12 protein-coding genes and 1 tRNA gene are annotated in these 15,402 nt (G+C 33.0%); 10 read left to right on the plus strand and 3 right to left on the minus strand.

The features are described from left to right. Positions 1 to 25 precede the first annotated feature (25 nt). On the plus strand, positions 26 to 4,411 hold the full coding sequence (gene dnaE / locus DK442_RS02285) for a DNA polymerase III subunit alpha (protein WP_109434216.1): 4,386 nt from the start codon (positions 26 to 28) through the stop codon (positions 4,409 to 4,411). Here the strand turns inward: dnaE and DK442_RS02290 are convergent. After that, on the minus strand, positions 4,408 to 4,767 hold the full coding sequence (locus DK442_RS02290) for a hypothetical protein (RefSeq protein ID WP_109434217.1): 360 nt from the start codon (positions 4,765 to 4,767) through the stop codon (positions 4,408 to 4,410). The genes dnaE and DK442_RS02290 overlap by 4 nt on opposite strands. A gap of 265 nt (positions 4,768 to 5,032) precedes the next feature. Here DK442_RS02290 and trxA point away from each other — a divergent pair, with 265 nt between their 5' ends. The 3 genes from trxA to DK442_RS02305 all read left to right on the plus strand — a co-directional run bounded on the left by trxA (position 5,033) and on the right by DK442_RS02305 (position 6,575). Further along, positions 5,033 to 5,350 (plus strand): thioredoxin, encoded by a 318-nt coding sequence (gene trxA, locus DK442_RS02295; RefSeq protein ID WP_103865399.1) that lies wholly within the window; start codon positions 5,033 to 5,035, stop codon positions 5,348 to 5,350. 135 nt (positions 5,351 to 5,485) lie between these two features. Further along, the gene (locus DK442_RS02300) at positions 5,486 to 6,415 is read left to right on the plus strand and encodes a DUF58 domain-containing protein (protein ID WP_109434218.1); all 930 of its coding nucleotides are present in this window, start codon (positions 5,486 to 5,488) and stop codon (positions 6,413 to 6,415) included. Between the two features lie 86 nt (positions 6,416 to 6,501). Then, positions 6,502 to 6,575, plus strand: a tRNA-Asp gene (locus tag DK442_RS02305). Between the two features lie 239 nt (positions 6,576 to 6,814). Here DK442_RS02305 and DK442_RS02310 read toward each other — a convergent pair. Then, positions 6,815 to 9,424 (minus strand): carbohydrate-binding protein, encoded by a 2,610-nt coding sequence (locus DK442_RS02310; RefSeq protein ID WP_109434219.1) that lies wholly within the window; start codon positions 9,422 to 9,424, stop codon positions 6,815 to 6,817. Positions 9,425 to 9,678: 254 nt separating this feature from the next. On the opposite strand from DK442_RS02310, the gene DK442_RS02315 reads away from it, so the two are divergent. Beyond that, positions 9,679 to 10,410, plus strand: a complete 732-nt coding sequence (locus DK442_RS02315; RefSeq protein ID WP_109434465.1) for an SIMPL domain-containing protein — start codon at positions 9,679 to 9,681, stop codon at positions 10,408 to 10,410. On the opposite strand, the gene DK442_RS02320 is transcribed toward DK442_RS02315, so the two are convergent. Continuing rightward, on the minus strand, positions 10,402 to 10,902 hold the full coding sequence (locus DK442_RS02320; RefSeq protein ID WP_109434220.1) for a DUF456 domain-containing protein: 501 nt from the start codon (positions 10,900 to 10,902) through the stop codon (positions 10,402 to 10,404). The two genes, DK442_RS02315 and DK442_RS02320, sit on opposite strands and share 9 nt — an antisense overlap. A 172-nt stretch (positions 10,903 to 11,074) precedes the next feature. On the opposite strand from DK442_RS02320, the gene DK442_RS02325 reads away from it, so the two are divergent. From DK442_RS02325 to DK442_RS02345, 5 genes are all read left to right on the plus strand, one after another. Next, on the plus strand, positions 11,075 to 11,521 hold the full coding sequence (locus DK442_RS02325) for a hypothetical protein (RefSeq protein ID WP_143918353.1): 447 nt from the start codon (positions 11,075 to 11,077) through the stop codon (positions 11,519 to 11,521). A 121-nt stretch (positions 11,522 to 11,642) separates the two neighbouring features. After that, the gene (locus DK442_RS02330; protein WP_109434222.1) at positions 11,643 to 12,002 is read left to right on the plus strand and encodes a BlaI/MecI/CopY family transcriptional regulator; all 360 of its coding nucleotides are present in this window, start codon (positions 11,643 to 11,645) and stop codon (positions 12,000 to 12,002) included. Between the two features lie 41 nt (positions 12,003 to 12,043). Next, positions 12,044 to 13,678, plus strand: coding sequence for a M56 family metallopeptidase (locus DK442_RS02335; protein WP_160114019.1), 1,635 nt, complete (start codon positions 12,044 to 12,046; stop codon positions 13,676 to 13,678). Beyond that, the gene (locus tag DK442_RS02340) at positions 13,668 to 14,825 is read left to right on the plus strand and encodes a lipopolysaccharide assembly protein LapB (RefSeq protein ID WP_109434224.1); all 1,158 of its coding nucleotides are present in this window, start codon (positions 13,668 to 13,670) and stop codon (positions 14,823 to 14,825) included. Before DK442_RS02335 ends, DK442_RS02340 begins: the two co-directional genes overlap by 11 nt. Before the next feature lie 58 nt (positions 14,826 to 14,883). Next, positions 14,884 to 15,363: a hypothetical protein gene (locus DK442_RS02345; protein ID WP_109434225.1), complete on the plus strand. Its 480-nt coding sequence runs from the start codon at positions 14,884 to 14,886 to the stop codon at positions 15,361 to 15,363. Positions 15,364 to 15,402 lie beyond the last annotated feature (39 nt).

Below are 15,402 nucleotides of genomic sequence, written 5' to 3' on the forward strand. Positions count from 1 at the left end.
TGATTTTCTAGAAATACTTCTTTTTATGTACTTAGTTTTTGATACTGAAACCACCGGGTTACCAAAACGATGGGATGCCCCTATTAGTGACACAGATAATTGGCCAAGATGTATCCAGATTGCATGGCAATTACATGATGCTATGGGAAATTGTATTGAACACCAAGATTATCTGGTAAAACCTGATGGGTTTAATATTCCATATGATGCCGAAAAAATTCATGGTATTTCTACAGAGTTAGCAGAACAAGATGGTATTACACTAGAAGAAGTTCTTGAAAAATTTAATATAGCCCTATCAAAGACTAAATTTGTTGTAGGGCAAAATGTTGGTTTTGATGTAAATATAATGGGGGCCGAGTTTTATCGCTTAGGCGTAGAAAATGACTTACAAAATCTTCCGGTTCTTGATACTTGTACAGAAACTACTGCTTCGCTTTGTCAGATCCCAGGTGGTCGTGGTGGTAAATTTAAGCTTCCAACACTTACTGAGTTACATCAACATCTTTTTGGTGTTGCTTTTGGAGAAGCCCATAATGCCACTGCTGATGTAGAAGCTACTACACGATGTTTTCTTGAGCTAATTCGTAAACAAATTTTCACACAGGAAGAACTTGATGTAGAATCAGATTACTTTCAAAATTTTAATGAAGCACACCCAGAACCGATCCAACTTATCGGTTTAAAGCATATTAATCTCAAAAAGGCTTCGCAAAAAATACAAGAAGCTCTTACTAAACAAGGATCATCTGATCTATCTCAGGAAGAGATTAATAATAATATTGCAGCACTAGAAGAAGCTAATTTTGCACACCTTCATAACCATACTCAGTTCTCAGTACTTCAATCTACTACCAGTATTCCTGATCTGATTAAAATTACAGCAAAACACAAGATGAATGCAGTTGCCATGACCGATCATGCAAATATGATGGGAGCATTCCATTTTGTTCAAGGCGTTGCTAATCACAATAAAAGTGTAAAAGCTGCAAATGCAGAAGCTATAGAAAATGGGCAGGAACCTGAAGGAATAGAAATAAAGCCTATTGTAGGATGTGAGTTTTTTGTTTGTGAAAATCACACCGACAAATCCAGAAAAGATAATGGATATCAAATCGTATTGTTAGCCAAAAACAAAAATGGATATCATAATCTAGCCAAGATGTCCTCTACCGCTTTTGTCAATGGATTTTATTATATCCCAAGGATTGATAAAAAAGTCATACAACAGTATAAAGAGGATATTATCGTGCTTACAGGAAACTTATATGGCGAGGTACCTAGTAAAGTTTTGAATATTGGCGAAAAACAAGCTGAAGAAGCACTTTTGTGGTGGCACGAGGAATTTGGTGATGACCTGTATATTGAGATTATGCGTCATAACCAAGAAGATGAAAATAGAGTAAATCAAGTACTCATTGAATTTGCAAAAAAACATAATATAAAGACTGTAGCATCTAACAACACCTATTATTGCGAAAAAGAAGATGCTAATGCCCATGATATATTATTATGTGTAAAAGATGGGGAAAAACAAGCTACCCCCATCGGTCGCGGTAGAGGATATCGATATGGTTTACCAAATCAAGAATATTACTTCAAAACTCAGGAAGAGATGAAAGCATTATTCAAAGATTTGCCAGAAGCCATTATAAATATTCAGGAGATCATCGATAAGGTTGAGCCTTTTGAACTTGCCAGAGACGTTCTCCTTCCTGCTTTTGATATCCCCGAAGAGTTTCAATTTAAAGAAGACCAGATTGACGGAGGTAAACGTGGAGAAAACAAATACCTGAGACATATCACTTATGAAGGTGCAAAAAAACGTTATGGAGAGATCACTCCAGAGATTGATGAACGCCTGGATTTTGAATTAAAAGTAATTGAAAAAACGGGATATCCTGGATATTTCCTGATTGTGGAGGATTTTATCAGAGCGGCACGAGGCATGGATGTTTCTGTAGGTCCTGGACGTGGGTCTGCTGCAGGATCAGCTGTAGCTTACTGCTTATGGATCACCAATCTAGATCCTATAAAGTATGACCTGCTTTTTGAGCGTTTTCTTAATCCGGATCGTGTAAGTATGCCAGATATCGATATCGATTTTGATGATGAAGGTCGTGGTCGGGTAATGGATTATGTAATTGAAAAATATGGTGCTAATCAGGTAGCACAAATCATTACTTATGGTACAATGGCAGCAAAATCCTCTATACGAGATACTGCACGAGTACTAGACCTACCTCTTGGTGATGCCGATCGAATTGCCAAACTTATTCCTAATATGTCTAAGTTAGGAAAGATTTTTGGTGTTGACGAGGCTGTACTAAAGAAAAAATTTAGAAGTGATGAGTTAGAAAAAGTCAATGAACTCCTAAATATAGCAGAAGGTAGTGATCTTGAAGCAGAAACTTTAAACCAGGCACGTGTACTGGAAGGATCTGTTAGAAACACAGGAATACATGCTTGTGGTGTAATTATCACCCCAGATGATATTACCAAATTCGTTCCCGTTGCTTTAGCAAAGGATTCTGATATGTATTGCACCCAGTTTGATAACTCGGTAGTAGAAAATGCAGGGTTACTAAAAATGGATTTCCTGGGATTAAAGACATTAACACTAATCAAGGACACTGTTAAAATTGTAAAAGCAAAACATGGAGTAGAACTCGATCCAGAAAACTTTCCTCTAGACGATGAGGAGACATATGCACTGTTCCAGCGAGGAGAAACTGTAGGGGTGTTCCAATATGAATCCCCTGGGATGCAAAAATACATGAAGGAACTAAAGCCTACTGTTTTTGCAGATCTTATTGCAATGAACGCTTTATATCGCCCTGGGCCTCTAGAATATATCCCTAGTTTCATTAATAGAAAACATGGTACCGAAGAAATTATCTATGACCTTGAGGCTTGCGAAGAATACCTGAAAGAAACTTATGGAATCACGGTATATCAGGAGCAAGTGATGTTGCTTTCGCAAAAACTTGCTGATTTTACAAAAGGTGAAGCTGATGTATTGCGTAAAGCAATGGGTAAAAAACAAAAAGCGGTTCTGGATAAGATGAAACCCAAGTTTATCTCTCAAGCATCTGCCAAAGGTCATGCCGAGGATAAATTAGAAAAAATATGGAAAGATTGGGAAGCTTTTGCTGCCTATGCTTTTAACAAATCTCACTCCACATGCTATGCCTGGATTGCATACCAAACAGCATACCTTAAAGCACATTATCCCGCAGAATATATGGCTGCTGTACTTTCTAATAACATGAATGATATTAAACAAGTTACATTCTTTATGGAGGAATGTAAACGTATGAAACTAGACGTTTTGGGCCCTGATGTAAATGAATCCTATCGTAAATTCTCGGTTAACAAAGATGGTGCGGTACGTTTCGGGATGGGAGCTATAAAAGGAGTAGGAACAGGGGCAGTAGCAACAATCGTTGAAAATCGAAAAGAGGACGGCCCATATAGATCTATTTTTGATCTTGCCAAACGCATTGATCTTCGCGCAGCAAATAAAAAAGCATTCGAAAGTTTAGCTCTTGCAGGAGGGTTCGATTCTTTTTCCGACACCCATAGAGGACAATATTTTCACGAAGAAGGCGATGGCGTCACATTTCTAGAAAAAGCAATGCGTTATGGATCCAAATATCAAGAGAGTGAGAATTCATCACAAGTAAGTTTATTTGGAGAAGCAAGTGACGTACAAATCCCAGAACCTATAGTCCCTCCCTGCGAAGAATGGGGTACAATGGAAAAACTGGCTCGAGAAAAAGAGGTAGTAGGAATATATCTTTCTGGACATCCTCTGGATGATTTTAAATACGAAATGAAATATTTTTGCAATGGTACCCTTCTTAATTTTGCTGACCTGGAAAGCAATGTCAACAGAGAAATTTCTTTTGGAGGGGTTATCACAAATGTAGAACACCGTACCTCAAAAAACGGAAAAGGATGGGCTACTTTTTCTATCGAAGATTATAACACTGCACACGAATTTAGAATTTTTGGTGAAGATTACCTTAAACATAGACCATTTCTTGTAAAAAGTACATTTGTTTATGCAAAAGCATTTATAAAGGAAGGATGGGTTAATCGTGATACCGGTAAAAAAGGAGATCCGAGAGTACAATTTAATAGTTTTCAATTATTACATGACGTAATGGAGACCTATGCAAGAAAATTAACCATACAACTTGATATTAATGACCTTTCTGATCATAGAATCGATGGATTAAAGAATTTGTTAACTGACCATTCTGGTAATCATACTTTAAATTTTGTAATATTCGAAATGGCAGAAAAACTAAAACTACATATGCCTAGTAGAAAACAGAAAGTAAATATATCACCAGAACTACTGGCTGCTTTAGAAAATGATGCAGTGTATTATAAACTAAATTAATCAAAAAAACTAGTGGCCCAATTTTCTGCTTCTTCCAGAGTTGTGAAAAAAGTAAAAGCTTCATCCCACAAGGACTGTTCTTCCATAGCTCTTTGCATCTCTTCTGGATCATCAGAAACTATGGCAAAGCCTATCATATTTTTTAATATTCTGCCTTTATACACATTAAGATCAATATCGTGAGGAAATTTTCTATGGGTAATTAATATAAAGTTTTTTCCCTTATAGTAACTTTCTAAAATAGATGTGATCTCCGCAGCTATTTCTATGGTCATAGCAGACCCCTCATGCATCACTAAAATCACATGAGTATCCTTGAAAAAAAGATCACAATAAGGTAGTTGGGTTTCTCTCATTATCTTTGGCTCATACTCACAAATATAATGTTAATTTTATTTTAAAACATTTCTTTTGTCACTAGAATATGCTTCTTTTTCATGTTTTTCAAAGTGCATAGGCTAAATTGTATTTTAAATCTTTAATTTTATTTTACCTTTGGTATCAGAAAATCAAATGGCTCAATAGTCAAAACAAATATTACGTGTGTAAGCTTTGGCAGAATAATTGACTAATTTTGTGAACATTAAAAATAAGTAAGAATTTTTTAAACAATAAATAACTATGGCACTAGAAATAACCGATGCTACTTTTGATGAAGTAGTACTTAAAAGTGATAAACCTGTATTAGTTGATTTTTGGGCAGCATGGTGTGGTCCTTGTAGAATGGTAGGCCCAATCATTGAACAAATTAGCGATGAATATGATGGTAAGGCCGTTGTAGGAAAAGTTGATGTTGATGCTAATCAAGAATTTGCAGCTAAGTATGGAGTAAGAAACATTCCAACTGTTTTAGTTTTCCAAAATGGAGAAGTAGTAGGTCGTCAAGTAGGAGTTTCTCCTAAAAATGTATATGCAGAAGCACTGGATTCACTTTTGTAAGAGAATTCAATTAGATATAAAAAAAGGTTTGGTCAATGATCAAACCTTTTTTTATGAATACTATTTTGTAATACGTATATTGTTGACATCAATCAATTGACATAGCCCCTCATCTTTCATACAAAAGATTACATCATGGATATACAAAAAGAGATCAACAAAACCGGTGGGTTTACTAACCTGGAGCTACTTGCAAAACAAGTTGTAGAAGGCTTTATCTCTGGCATGCACAAAAGTCCCTTTCATGGTTTTTCTGCAGAATTTGCAGAACACAAAGTGTATAATAATGGTGAAAGCACAAAACATATTGATTGGAAACTTTTTGCCAAAACTGATAAACTGTTTACCAAGCGATATGAAGAAGAAACAAACCTTAGATGTCATATCATCATTGACAACTCTTCTTCAATGCATTATCCTGCTGTAAAAGAACATCATTTAGGATCTTTGAATAAAATCAGTTTTTCAGTTCTTGCTACGGCTTGTTTGATGAATATTCTTAAAAAACAACGTGATGCTATAGGTTTAAGTATCTACAGCGACGAATATGATTATTATGCTCCAGAAAAAGGTAGTGAAAGACATCATCAGATGTTACTTAACACGTTAAACAAAACCATACTTCATCAATCGAATAATAAAAACACAGATACTTTTAAATTTTTACATTTAATAGCCGAAAAAATACATAGGAGATCATTACTATTTTTATTTACCGATATGTTACAAGCTTCATCTAACCCAGAAAAGTTATTTGAAGCGCTCAGGCATCTTAAATACAATAAGCATGAGGTTATTCTATTTCATACTTTTGATAGTGAAAAAGAATTAAACTTTGATTTTAGTAATCGACCTACCCGTTTTGTGGATGTAGAAACTGGTGATTTCATCAATTTATATGCAGACAATATCAAAGATAATTATCGAAAAGAAGTGTCATCTTATTTTTATGATTTGAAAATGAAATGTGCTCAGTACGGCATTAAGTATGTTGAAGCAGATACCACTAAAGATTTTGACAAAATATTAACCACCTATTTTGTTGAAAGACAGAAATTTGCTTAAACAAAAAAATATAATTGCAAAAAAAACAAAAAAAATATTTGCGGGTATTAAAATGAGGTGTATATTTGCATCCGCAATAAGACCTTGGTCTGGTAGTTCAGTTGGTTAGAATACCTGCCTGTCACGCAGGGGGTCGCGGGTTCGAGTCCCGTCCAGACCGCAAAATTGCAAAAGCTTCAATTAACATTGAAGCTTTTTTTGGCAATTAAAAATGTTGTGTTGTCTCACGCTAAGCGTGAGTGGTTTCGTAGTAAACCGATGAGAAGCTTTTCCATATAAACTTGGAGAGGCTTTTTTTAATTGCTACCTAAGCAAAGTTTATAATGCACACTAAAAGACTAATTAAATCAAGCCTAAAAATTATATAAGCACAATTTTAGGCTTGATCCAGTTTAAAAATTATTGCATTAAGGTTTTAAGAACTTTTCTTTTTGTTCCTTTATTTAACTCAAGTATATAGATTCCCTTTGGAAAACCTTGGGTAGAAATTATCGAAGTAGTTAAAACACCTTTTTTAACGATTTGACCTGATAAATTATATAATATATACATTACATTTTCAACATCTCCATGTAGCTCTAAATCATTCCCTCTGGTAGGGTTTGTATATACAGTAATCCCTAATTCTTCCTCATTTCCATGCTTAGTTGATACTCCACTTGTAGAAGCCATAACTATAGGAGCAACCGAACTAGCTCCCGGGTTGCCCCCAGAACATAAAGCTCTAAATACAAAATCATAGTTCGTTCCTGATTGCAACCCTTTAATAGTAACAGAAGGGTTTCCGGCTTCGGCCGCAGCATAACTAACTGCTCCAGAGTTTATATTTCCGGCAAAAACACCTTGCGGAAATGCTCTTAGTTCAAATCTCCTGGTATCAGTACTCGAATTATCAAAAGAAAATGTAATCGAACTTGTAGTTGTGTTAGTTACTTTTAATCCGGTAGGTGCATTGCTACAATCTAATGTAGATGGTGTAGTAGTATTTATATTAAATTCTGCACGATCAAAATTAAACAAGAACCCCGCTGATCCTGTATACGTAAAACGAATTTTCTGAACCCCTGCAACCAAATCTAAATTTGCAGTCACCGGGGTATTATAAGTATGCCATGCATTATTTACAGGTACTGCTAGTGTTACTAAATTTGTTCCTCCGACTGAAACCACAACATTACCCCCGACTCCGTTTGAAGAAGTAAAAATATCTAGCTTATATGCTCCTGTTTCAGCAACATTGATATCATATTCGGTATAATTATTATTTCTTATGAACCCAAGATTTTGTCCTCCTCCAGGAGTGTTTTCAGTTTTTACATCTCCATTTTTAACTACATAATTTTCTACTTGAATAACTCCCGGAATTGCGATACCTGTTGGTGGCGGTGGCGGTGGTGTCCCCGAGCAATCATTAAGTCCACCAATATTAGCAGGTAGCGAATTAGTTCCCAAACACATATCTACTATGTTATTAGCAATAATATTAGGATTAGTTTTATTTGAAGCTGTAGTAGAAACTTCGTCAAATAATGACATATTAGCTTCTGGGATAAATTGATTATTGCCATTCCCCATTAAAGGAGCTTTTACCTGCTTAATATTTGCGCTTGTATTAGTACGGTAAAATATAGAGTTGTTTAGTGTAACTCTTGAAGGCACTGTGCTCTGCCAAAACATGATATCATTGGCAAAAGTTCCATTTCTAGGTTCATTTTTATAAAAAGTACAGTTATTAAATGACCCTGATTCTGGTATTTTTTGTAAAAAAACAGCTCCTTGTTGTGGTGCATCTACAACATTGAGAAATTTAGTGTTTGCAAAAGTACAGTTACTAAATTCAAAATTATTAATTAATCTAACATTGGCTTGTCCTACTTCATTATTATCAAATACAGAATTGGTTAACTTCATTTTAGCACTATCCCCATGAAAAACAACACATCCTGCAAAAAAAGCTCTTTGAAAGTTACTTACACCTGCATAATTATTATATGTATTGTCTTTAAACTCACAATTATCAATAACTAGAGCTGGTTCATTGGTAGGATAGCCTGGTGAAGACCCAAAAACCGGAGCTATAAATACTTCCATTACTGATACTTTTACATTTGCAGAATTTCTGGTAAAACTAGTTCCATAGATTTCAAGAGGTTTTGTTGTTCTATCCACTCGTAAAGCACCAGCACCCTCTACTACATCCATATAACCAGTAGTCGATTTATATCCATTAGATAAATTAGAGTCAAAAGAACTATTGATAATAGTAAGTCTTTCAATTGAAGTTGCTCCTATGGCTCCTCCTGTAACTGCCTGGTTGTTTTTGAAACTACAACCAAATACCTCTGCAGTACTTTTGTTGTTAATTCTAATTGCTGCACCGTTTTGGTTTTCACCTATACCTTTAAAATGTGATACCTTATTGTTAATAAATTGGCAGTTTCTTACTCTTAAAGATGCAAAAAATGATCCGGCTTGTGCTACTTCTATCGCACCACCACCAGAACGAAAGATACTCTTAAGATTTGCTTGAGAGACTCCTTTAAAGTTGGCATTTGTCAACTTTGCATCTTGAATTACTAAATTAACACTACCCCTAATCAAAAAAAGACTAGTATTGTTTTGACCATCAAATGTGATATTCTTTCCTTGAATTACAATTGTTCTTACTTTATCTCTATTTTGGTATGACGGATTAAGATGAATAACATTGTTAAAATTAATAGTGGCTGGAGCAGTATTATTGAAACGAAGAATTCCACCATTATTATCCAGAAGAGTTTTTAGCGCTGTTTCCAGGTTACCAAAAGTAGGATCAATTACTATTTGATCTATATTAGAGTTCACATTGAGCGGCACTGCATTGGGCATTTGTGAGGGATTACTTGGATTTCTCCCATAGGCTTCCCATAATGCATTGGCGGCTTGTCGGTGTGATTCAATTACTTGTGCTATACTTAAGTTAACACAGAATAATACGATCATAGTACTAATAAATGTTTTGTGTTTCATGGTTTAAAAGAGTTTAGTTTTAAGAATAAACGTATTAAATACGTTTTTATGTTTGATAATTGATTAGATATAGAACATAAATAAAAAGTAATAGTAAATCAGGAGGGATTTTTTAATTTAAAATAGCTTCTATTAAGTTAAATTCTAAAACACATTAAGCCTTGCAAATAATCATTTAAATTCAAATACCCCAGAATTCAGGGGATTCTAATATGTTTTTTATCAATATCTTAGACTCATATAAAATCAAAGAAATGAAAACCAATATTAGTTCTATCGTATTTTCAACAGCTATTGTTATTTCGTCCATTGTTCTAGGAAACGCATACATGAATCGAAATAAACCAGAACGAACAATTGCGGTGACTGGACATGGAGTTACAAATTTTACTTCAGACCTGATTGTATGGGAAGGAGAGTTTACTAAATCAAATACTGACTTACAGCAAGCTTATATTGATCTTAAGAAAGATAAGAAAGTAGTAATGGATTACTTAGCAACTCATGGAATCGACGCTACTACAGCGGTTTTTAATGCCGTGATAACAGATCGTAAAACACAATCCAACTACTCTGCTACCGGAACATACATAGGAGAAAATTTTATTGGTTATGAACTCTCTCAAACCATAATGATAAGCTCAAATGAAGTAGAAAAGATCGAAAAAATATCAAGAGAAATTACAGAACTACTTAATAAAGGAGTGCAGTTTTATTCAAAAAAACCTCGATACTATTATACAAAACTTGCAGAACTAAAAATTGAAATGATATCAAAAGCAACAGAAAACGCTAAATTAAGAGCTGAGAAAATAGCTGTGAACTCAGGATCAGAACTAGATGAATTAACGGTTGCTAAAATGGGGATTTTTCAAATAACAGGAAGGCATTCTGGAGAAGATCATTCTTGGGGAGGTGCATTAAACACTTCGTCTAGAGAAAAAACTGCTTCTATCACTACAAAATTAACATATACTCTAAAATAGTGCTCCCCAATTTTCCCATACTTTAATAAAATAAAATATCAAAAAACCAACAGATACAATAAACTTAAGAAAAGTACCTGCCAGAAAACCAATAAAAGAACCAAAAGCTGCTTTAAGCGCCTTTGAAGACTCACTACTATCTCGTATAAATTCTCCTATAAAAGCTCCTGCAAAAGGACCTACAATGATACCAAATGGTCCCATAAATATAATTCCGACAATAAGCCCCAGAGAGCTGCCAATCATCCCATATTTTGTACCCCCAAACTTTTTTGTACCTAAAGCAGGAACAATATAATCCAGCACCCATACAACAAGGGATATGGCCAAAGTAATTCCTAAAAATGTCCAGTTTTGTGGAATAACATCAGTAAAATGAATAATCAACAATCCTATCCATGAAGTAAATGGCCCTGGTAACACAGGTAGAAAACTTCCTATTATCCCTAAAAGACAAAATAAAAGACCAATTATGATTAATGCTATATCCATATTCTTTTGCTTATATGACGATAATGTTTCTGATTTGTTACGCTAATATGATTTAACTCTACACTCATGCTTTTAATTTACCTAATATAGCTTTAAATACATTTTTATTTAATTATTTTGTTTCTGAAAATTATAATCAACATTTAATTGATATAAAACTACCCCCTAAATTATGCAATCTTTTTTAGTATTATCCATCGCGTTAATGATGTCCACTATTTCTTTTTCGCAAAGTAATTTTACTACTATAAAATGCAAAAGCGAAACAAATCAACGTCTCATAAAGAATTGTATCACTAATGAAATCAAAGCATTTGTAGATACTAATTACGACATCCCTAGCGTATTATCTTACACTAAACCTGGTCTTAATAGAATTTATACTCGATTTAAAGTAGACCAGAAAGGTAAAATCATAGACATTCAGGCAAAAGGATCTGCTATGCAACTAGAACTAGAAGCTATAAGAACATTACAATCGTTCCCAAATTTGATCCCAATACCAAAAGAAGTTTCTAAAGAACAGATTTTTGAAGACATTTTCACCTTACTCATTACTTTTAATGCTGAAGGACCCAAAATTGATTTACCACAAAAAAGATTAACGGGTAACGACTGATTCGATATACTCTTCTCTTATTGGGAATATTTTTTTTGATTTTTTTCAACTAAAAAATTAGTTATAACTAAAAAATTAGTTACATTTGTTTCATTCAACTAAATATTTAGTTAAAAAGACAATGAAACAACTTACAAAAGCCGAAGAAGAAGTTATGCAATGGCTATGGCAATTAGAAGAGGCCAACGTGGCTTCTATTATAGATAAAATGCCTGAGCCTAAACCTGCATACAATACAATCTCTACTATTATTAGAATTCTGGAGAATAAAGAATTCGTATCCCATCGCAAAGAAGGCAAAGGGTATATATATTTCCCTAGGGTTAAAAAGGAGGAATACAGTAACCAATCACTCAATAAGTTGATGGATAATTACTTTAATGGATCTTTTAGAAACATGGTTTCTTTTTTTGTGAAAAAGAATGACATGGATGTCAAAGATCTTGAGAAGATCTTAAAAGAATTAGACAAAGAAAAATAATCCCTATGCTCCATTATATACTCCAAATACTGATTTTTCAGATGCTTTTTTTAGTAATCTATGACCTACTTCATAAAAAGGATACATTTTTTTCTTTAAACAGAATATATCTTATTTCGACTTCTATACTTTCCTTAATCTTACCTTTTATAAAGATTAAAGGCATACAAAAAGCTATTCCTCAAGAATACATCTTTAATTTACCAGCTGTATTTATTGGCCAAGAAACTCAATATAAATCAATTAAAACGATTACACCAACTTCAATACCTATTGAAAACATAAACTATTGGTTGCTAATCTATTTTATTGGTATTGGCATTACTCTCATATTCTTCTTCAAAAACAACAGAAGACTTTATCGATTAAGAAAACACGCCATACATAATAAAATAGATAATTTTACCTTAATTACATTACACAATAGTAAAAGTGCATTTTCTTTCTGGAATACAATTTATTTAGGAGATCTAATAAAAAAAGAAGAAAGAGAACAAATCATTTTGCATGAGATGGTACATCTTCAAGAAAAGCACTCCATAGATTTACTATGGTTTGAACTACTTAAAATAATCTTTTGGTTTAACCCTTTGGTGTATATATATCAATCCAAGGTAAATATATTACATGAATTTATTGCAGACTCAAAAAGTGCGGATGTCTTAGGAAAAAGAAAGTATTACGAGCAATTATTAAATACGGCCTTTAATACCGAGAAAATTAATTTCATTAATCAATTTTTCAATCATTCACTACTCAAAAAAAGAATTATGATGCTACAAAAATCAAAATCAGCTACAAGCGCAAAATATAAATATCTAACCCTCGTACCCATTTTATTATTAATGATTACTTTTTCTTCTTTTTCAGAAAAAGAGATAGTGGATTCAACGACTAATATAGTAGACAAGTCTCTTGAAGAAAAAAAAGACATCAAATTACCTAAAGAAGAAATAACGCAAACTAAGATTGATAGCGCAAAAAAGGGAGTTCCCTTTGCTAAAATAGATAAGGTTCCTGTAATGCAAAATTGTAAGAATATTACAGATAAAACAGAAATAAAAAAATGTGTTTCTAATGAAATTAAGGCGTTTGTAAATACAAATTTTAACATAACCGAAATGGAAAAATATGCCTTACCAGGCATAAACCGTATTTATGTTCGTTTTAAAATTGACAAGACAGGAATAGTTACTGATGTTCAAACTCGGGGGCCAGCTGCAGCGCTTGAAATAGAAGCCAAAAGAGTAGTTTCTTCTTTGCCGCAAATGATTCCTGGAGAACACAACGGTGAAAAAGTTAGTGTTTTATATTCCCTACCAATTGTTTTTAATGTAACTAATAATTCTGATACTGAGAAAAAACAATACAAAAATGATATCTCTGAAACAACTATACTTTCTGAAGACTTATCACAATACAAAAATCACAATATCAAGTCTGGATATTATCTGATTACAAATATTTTTAAACATAAAAACTACCTTCAAGAGGGATTAAAAAGGCTAAAAGATAAGGGGTTTTCGCCTAATTTTTTTAAAAATCCTAAAGATGGTTATTTTTATACCTATTTAGAAAGACATGATCAAATAGATCAAGCAAAAAAAGCACTCCTTGGTAATATGAGTGGTAGATACGATGAAAATATTTATATAATAAATGTAAATGCTGAATAAACAGGTTTTTAGGTTATTTTCCATATTAATTTTGGGAGTAGTTATCGAGGTTGGAGCACAATCTTCGTCCTTGATAACAGCAGACAGTTTGTATCATTTGGAAGAATATTCTAATGCTATCAAAAAATACCAAGAAATAGTATCTAAAGATCAATATACATTTTTGCAGCTTGCTAAAGCAAATAAAGCCAAAGGAACATATACAGATGCTTTAAACTATTATGAACAAGCTATACAAATAGATAGTTCCATAACTTCTGCAAAACTTGAGTATGCAAAATTATTGATGACAACAGGAAAAATTGCTACTGCAGATAGTGTATATACTGATCTTGTTTCCAAATATCCCAAAAACCCTAATTTTCAATATAAACTAGGGTTAGCAAAGAAAAAATTAAAAGATACAATTGCTATTTCTTATTTTAAAAAAGCTTTTCAATTAGATAGTACACATCAAAAAAGTTGCTTTGAAGTTGCTAAATTCTATCTAAAGAAAAGAAATTATGATATGGTTTGGGATACTGCAAATTTAGGTTTGCATGCATATCCTGAAAATGTAGAACTTATCAGTATTCTGGGGCAAAACTTTTTACTAAGAAAAGATTATTATGGTGCGCTTCCTTATTTTGAAAAACTCCTGCAACTAAATCATAAAAATGAATTTGTACATTCAAAATTAGGAATTTGCTACAGTAAAACTTCTGAATACAAAAAAGCTGTAATCCATTTTGAGGAAACAATAAAATACAACAACAATACTCCTAGTTGGTATTCTGCATTAGGATATGCATATCAAAAAATAGAAAAATTTGATAAAGCATTAGAAAATTATAAAATAGCATTAGAATTAAAAGATCTTCCTATTGAAGAAGATTTATTTTCTATAGCATTAATTTATCGATTTCAGGAGAAATGGGAAGAAGCGATACGCTATATCAAACTATCACTCAAAGAAAACCCTAACTATGATAGAGCTCAGTATCAACTGGCAATGTTCGCCGATGCATACTATAAAGATCCTAAGATCAAGTTGAAATATTATAAAATCTATCTAAAAAAGTTTGGCTCTGATAAAAAAGGAAAGTATTTTAATTCTATTGTTGAAAAAAGAATAGCACAATTAGAAGAGGAAGTCAAAAACAAGTAACACTTCTTACTCTTAAAAAAATTATGTAGCTTGGCAATCCGAAATAGTTTATGGATTAATGAGTACTAAAAATTGGCATATCATTCTATTGGTTTTTACTTTATTTTCTTGTAAAAATTTTGTTCTTAAAAAAGAGAACAAAGAAGATATTGTAAAAGAAGGAATGGATAAATTAAATCGTAATGAAGTAGAACAACCTCCTCTATTTTCTGTTTGTAAAGGAAAAGCAGAAGATGAGTTAGATTCATGTTTTCAAAATACGATTACCAAACACATACATGACTATCTTACCAAATATCCTATCACAGTAAAAAGAACAATTAATGACACCATTTGGGTACCTTTATTAATTACCAAAGATGGTAAAATCATACTTGAGGATTTTACATTACCAGATACTACAATTGCTCAGATTCCAGACCTTAAAAACAGGCTAGAACAAAGCATTGATTCTTTACCAGAGGTTGAACCCGCACACACGAGAAGTACCCCTGTAACAACACGTTATAAACTTCCTATTGTAATACACATAGATTAGCAGTATACTTATTTTGAATTGCGTAGTTTTGTAAAAACT

It is taken from the genome of Aquimarina sp. AU119 (assembly GCF_900312735.1).
Lineage (GTDB): Bacteria > Bacteroidota > Bacteroidia > Flavobacteriales > Flavobacteriaceae > Aquimarina > Aquimarina algiphila.

Bases quoted from the DNA above. Each gene is read 5' to 3' on its own strand.
- trxA (WP_103865399.1), top strand. From the start codon at position 5,033: ATGGCACTAGAAATAACCGATGCTACTTTTGATGAAGTAGTACTTAAA.
- DK442_RS02320 (WP_109434220.1), bottom strand. From the start codon at position 10,902: ATGGATATAGCATTAATCATAATTGGTCTTTTATTTTGTCTTTTAGGG.
- DK442_RS02300 (WP_109434218.1), top strand. From the start codon at position 5,486: ATGGATATACAAAAAGAGATCAACAAAACCGGTGGGTTTACTAACCTG.
- DK442_RS02325 (WP_143918353.1), top strand. From the start codon at position 11,075: ATGCAATCTTTTTTAGTATTATCCATCGCGTTAATGATGTCCACTATT.
- DK442_RS02330 (WP_109434222.1), top strand. From the start codon at position 11,643: ATGAAACAACTTACAAAAGCCGAAGAAGAAGTTATGCAATGGCTATGG.
- DK442_RS02340 (WP_109434224.1), top strand. From the start codon at position 13,668: ATGCTGAATAAACAGGTTTTTAGGTTATTTTCCATATTAATTTTGGGA.
- DK442_RS02335 (WP_160114019.1), top strand. From the start codon at position 12,044: ATGCTTTTTTTAGTAATCTATGACCTACTTCATAAAAAGGATACATTT.
- DK442_RS02290 (WP_109434217.1), bottom strand. From the start codon at position 4,767: ATGAGAGAAACCCAACTACCTTATTGTGATCTTTTTTTCAAGGATACT.
- DK442_RS02345 (WP_109434225.1), top strand. From the start codon at position 14,884: ATGAGTACTAAAAATTGGCATATCATTCTATTGGTTTTTACTTTATTT.
- DK442_RS02315 (WP_109434465.1), top strand. From the start codon at position 9,679: ATGAAAACCAATATTAGTTCTATCGTATTTTCAACAGCTATTGTTATT.
- DK442_RS02310 (WP_109434219.1), bottom strand. From the start codon at position 9,424: ATGAAACACAAAACATTTATTAGTACTATGATCGTATTATTCTGTGTT.
- dnaE (WP_109434216.1), top strand. From the start codon at position 26: ATGTACTTAGTTTTTGATACTGAAACCACCGGGTTACCAAAACGATGG.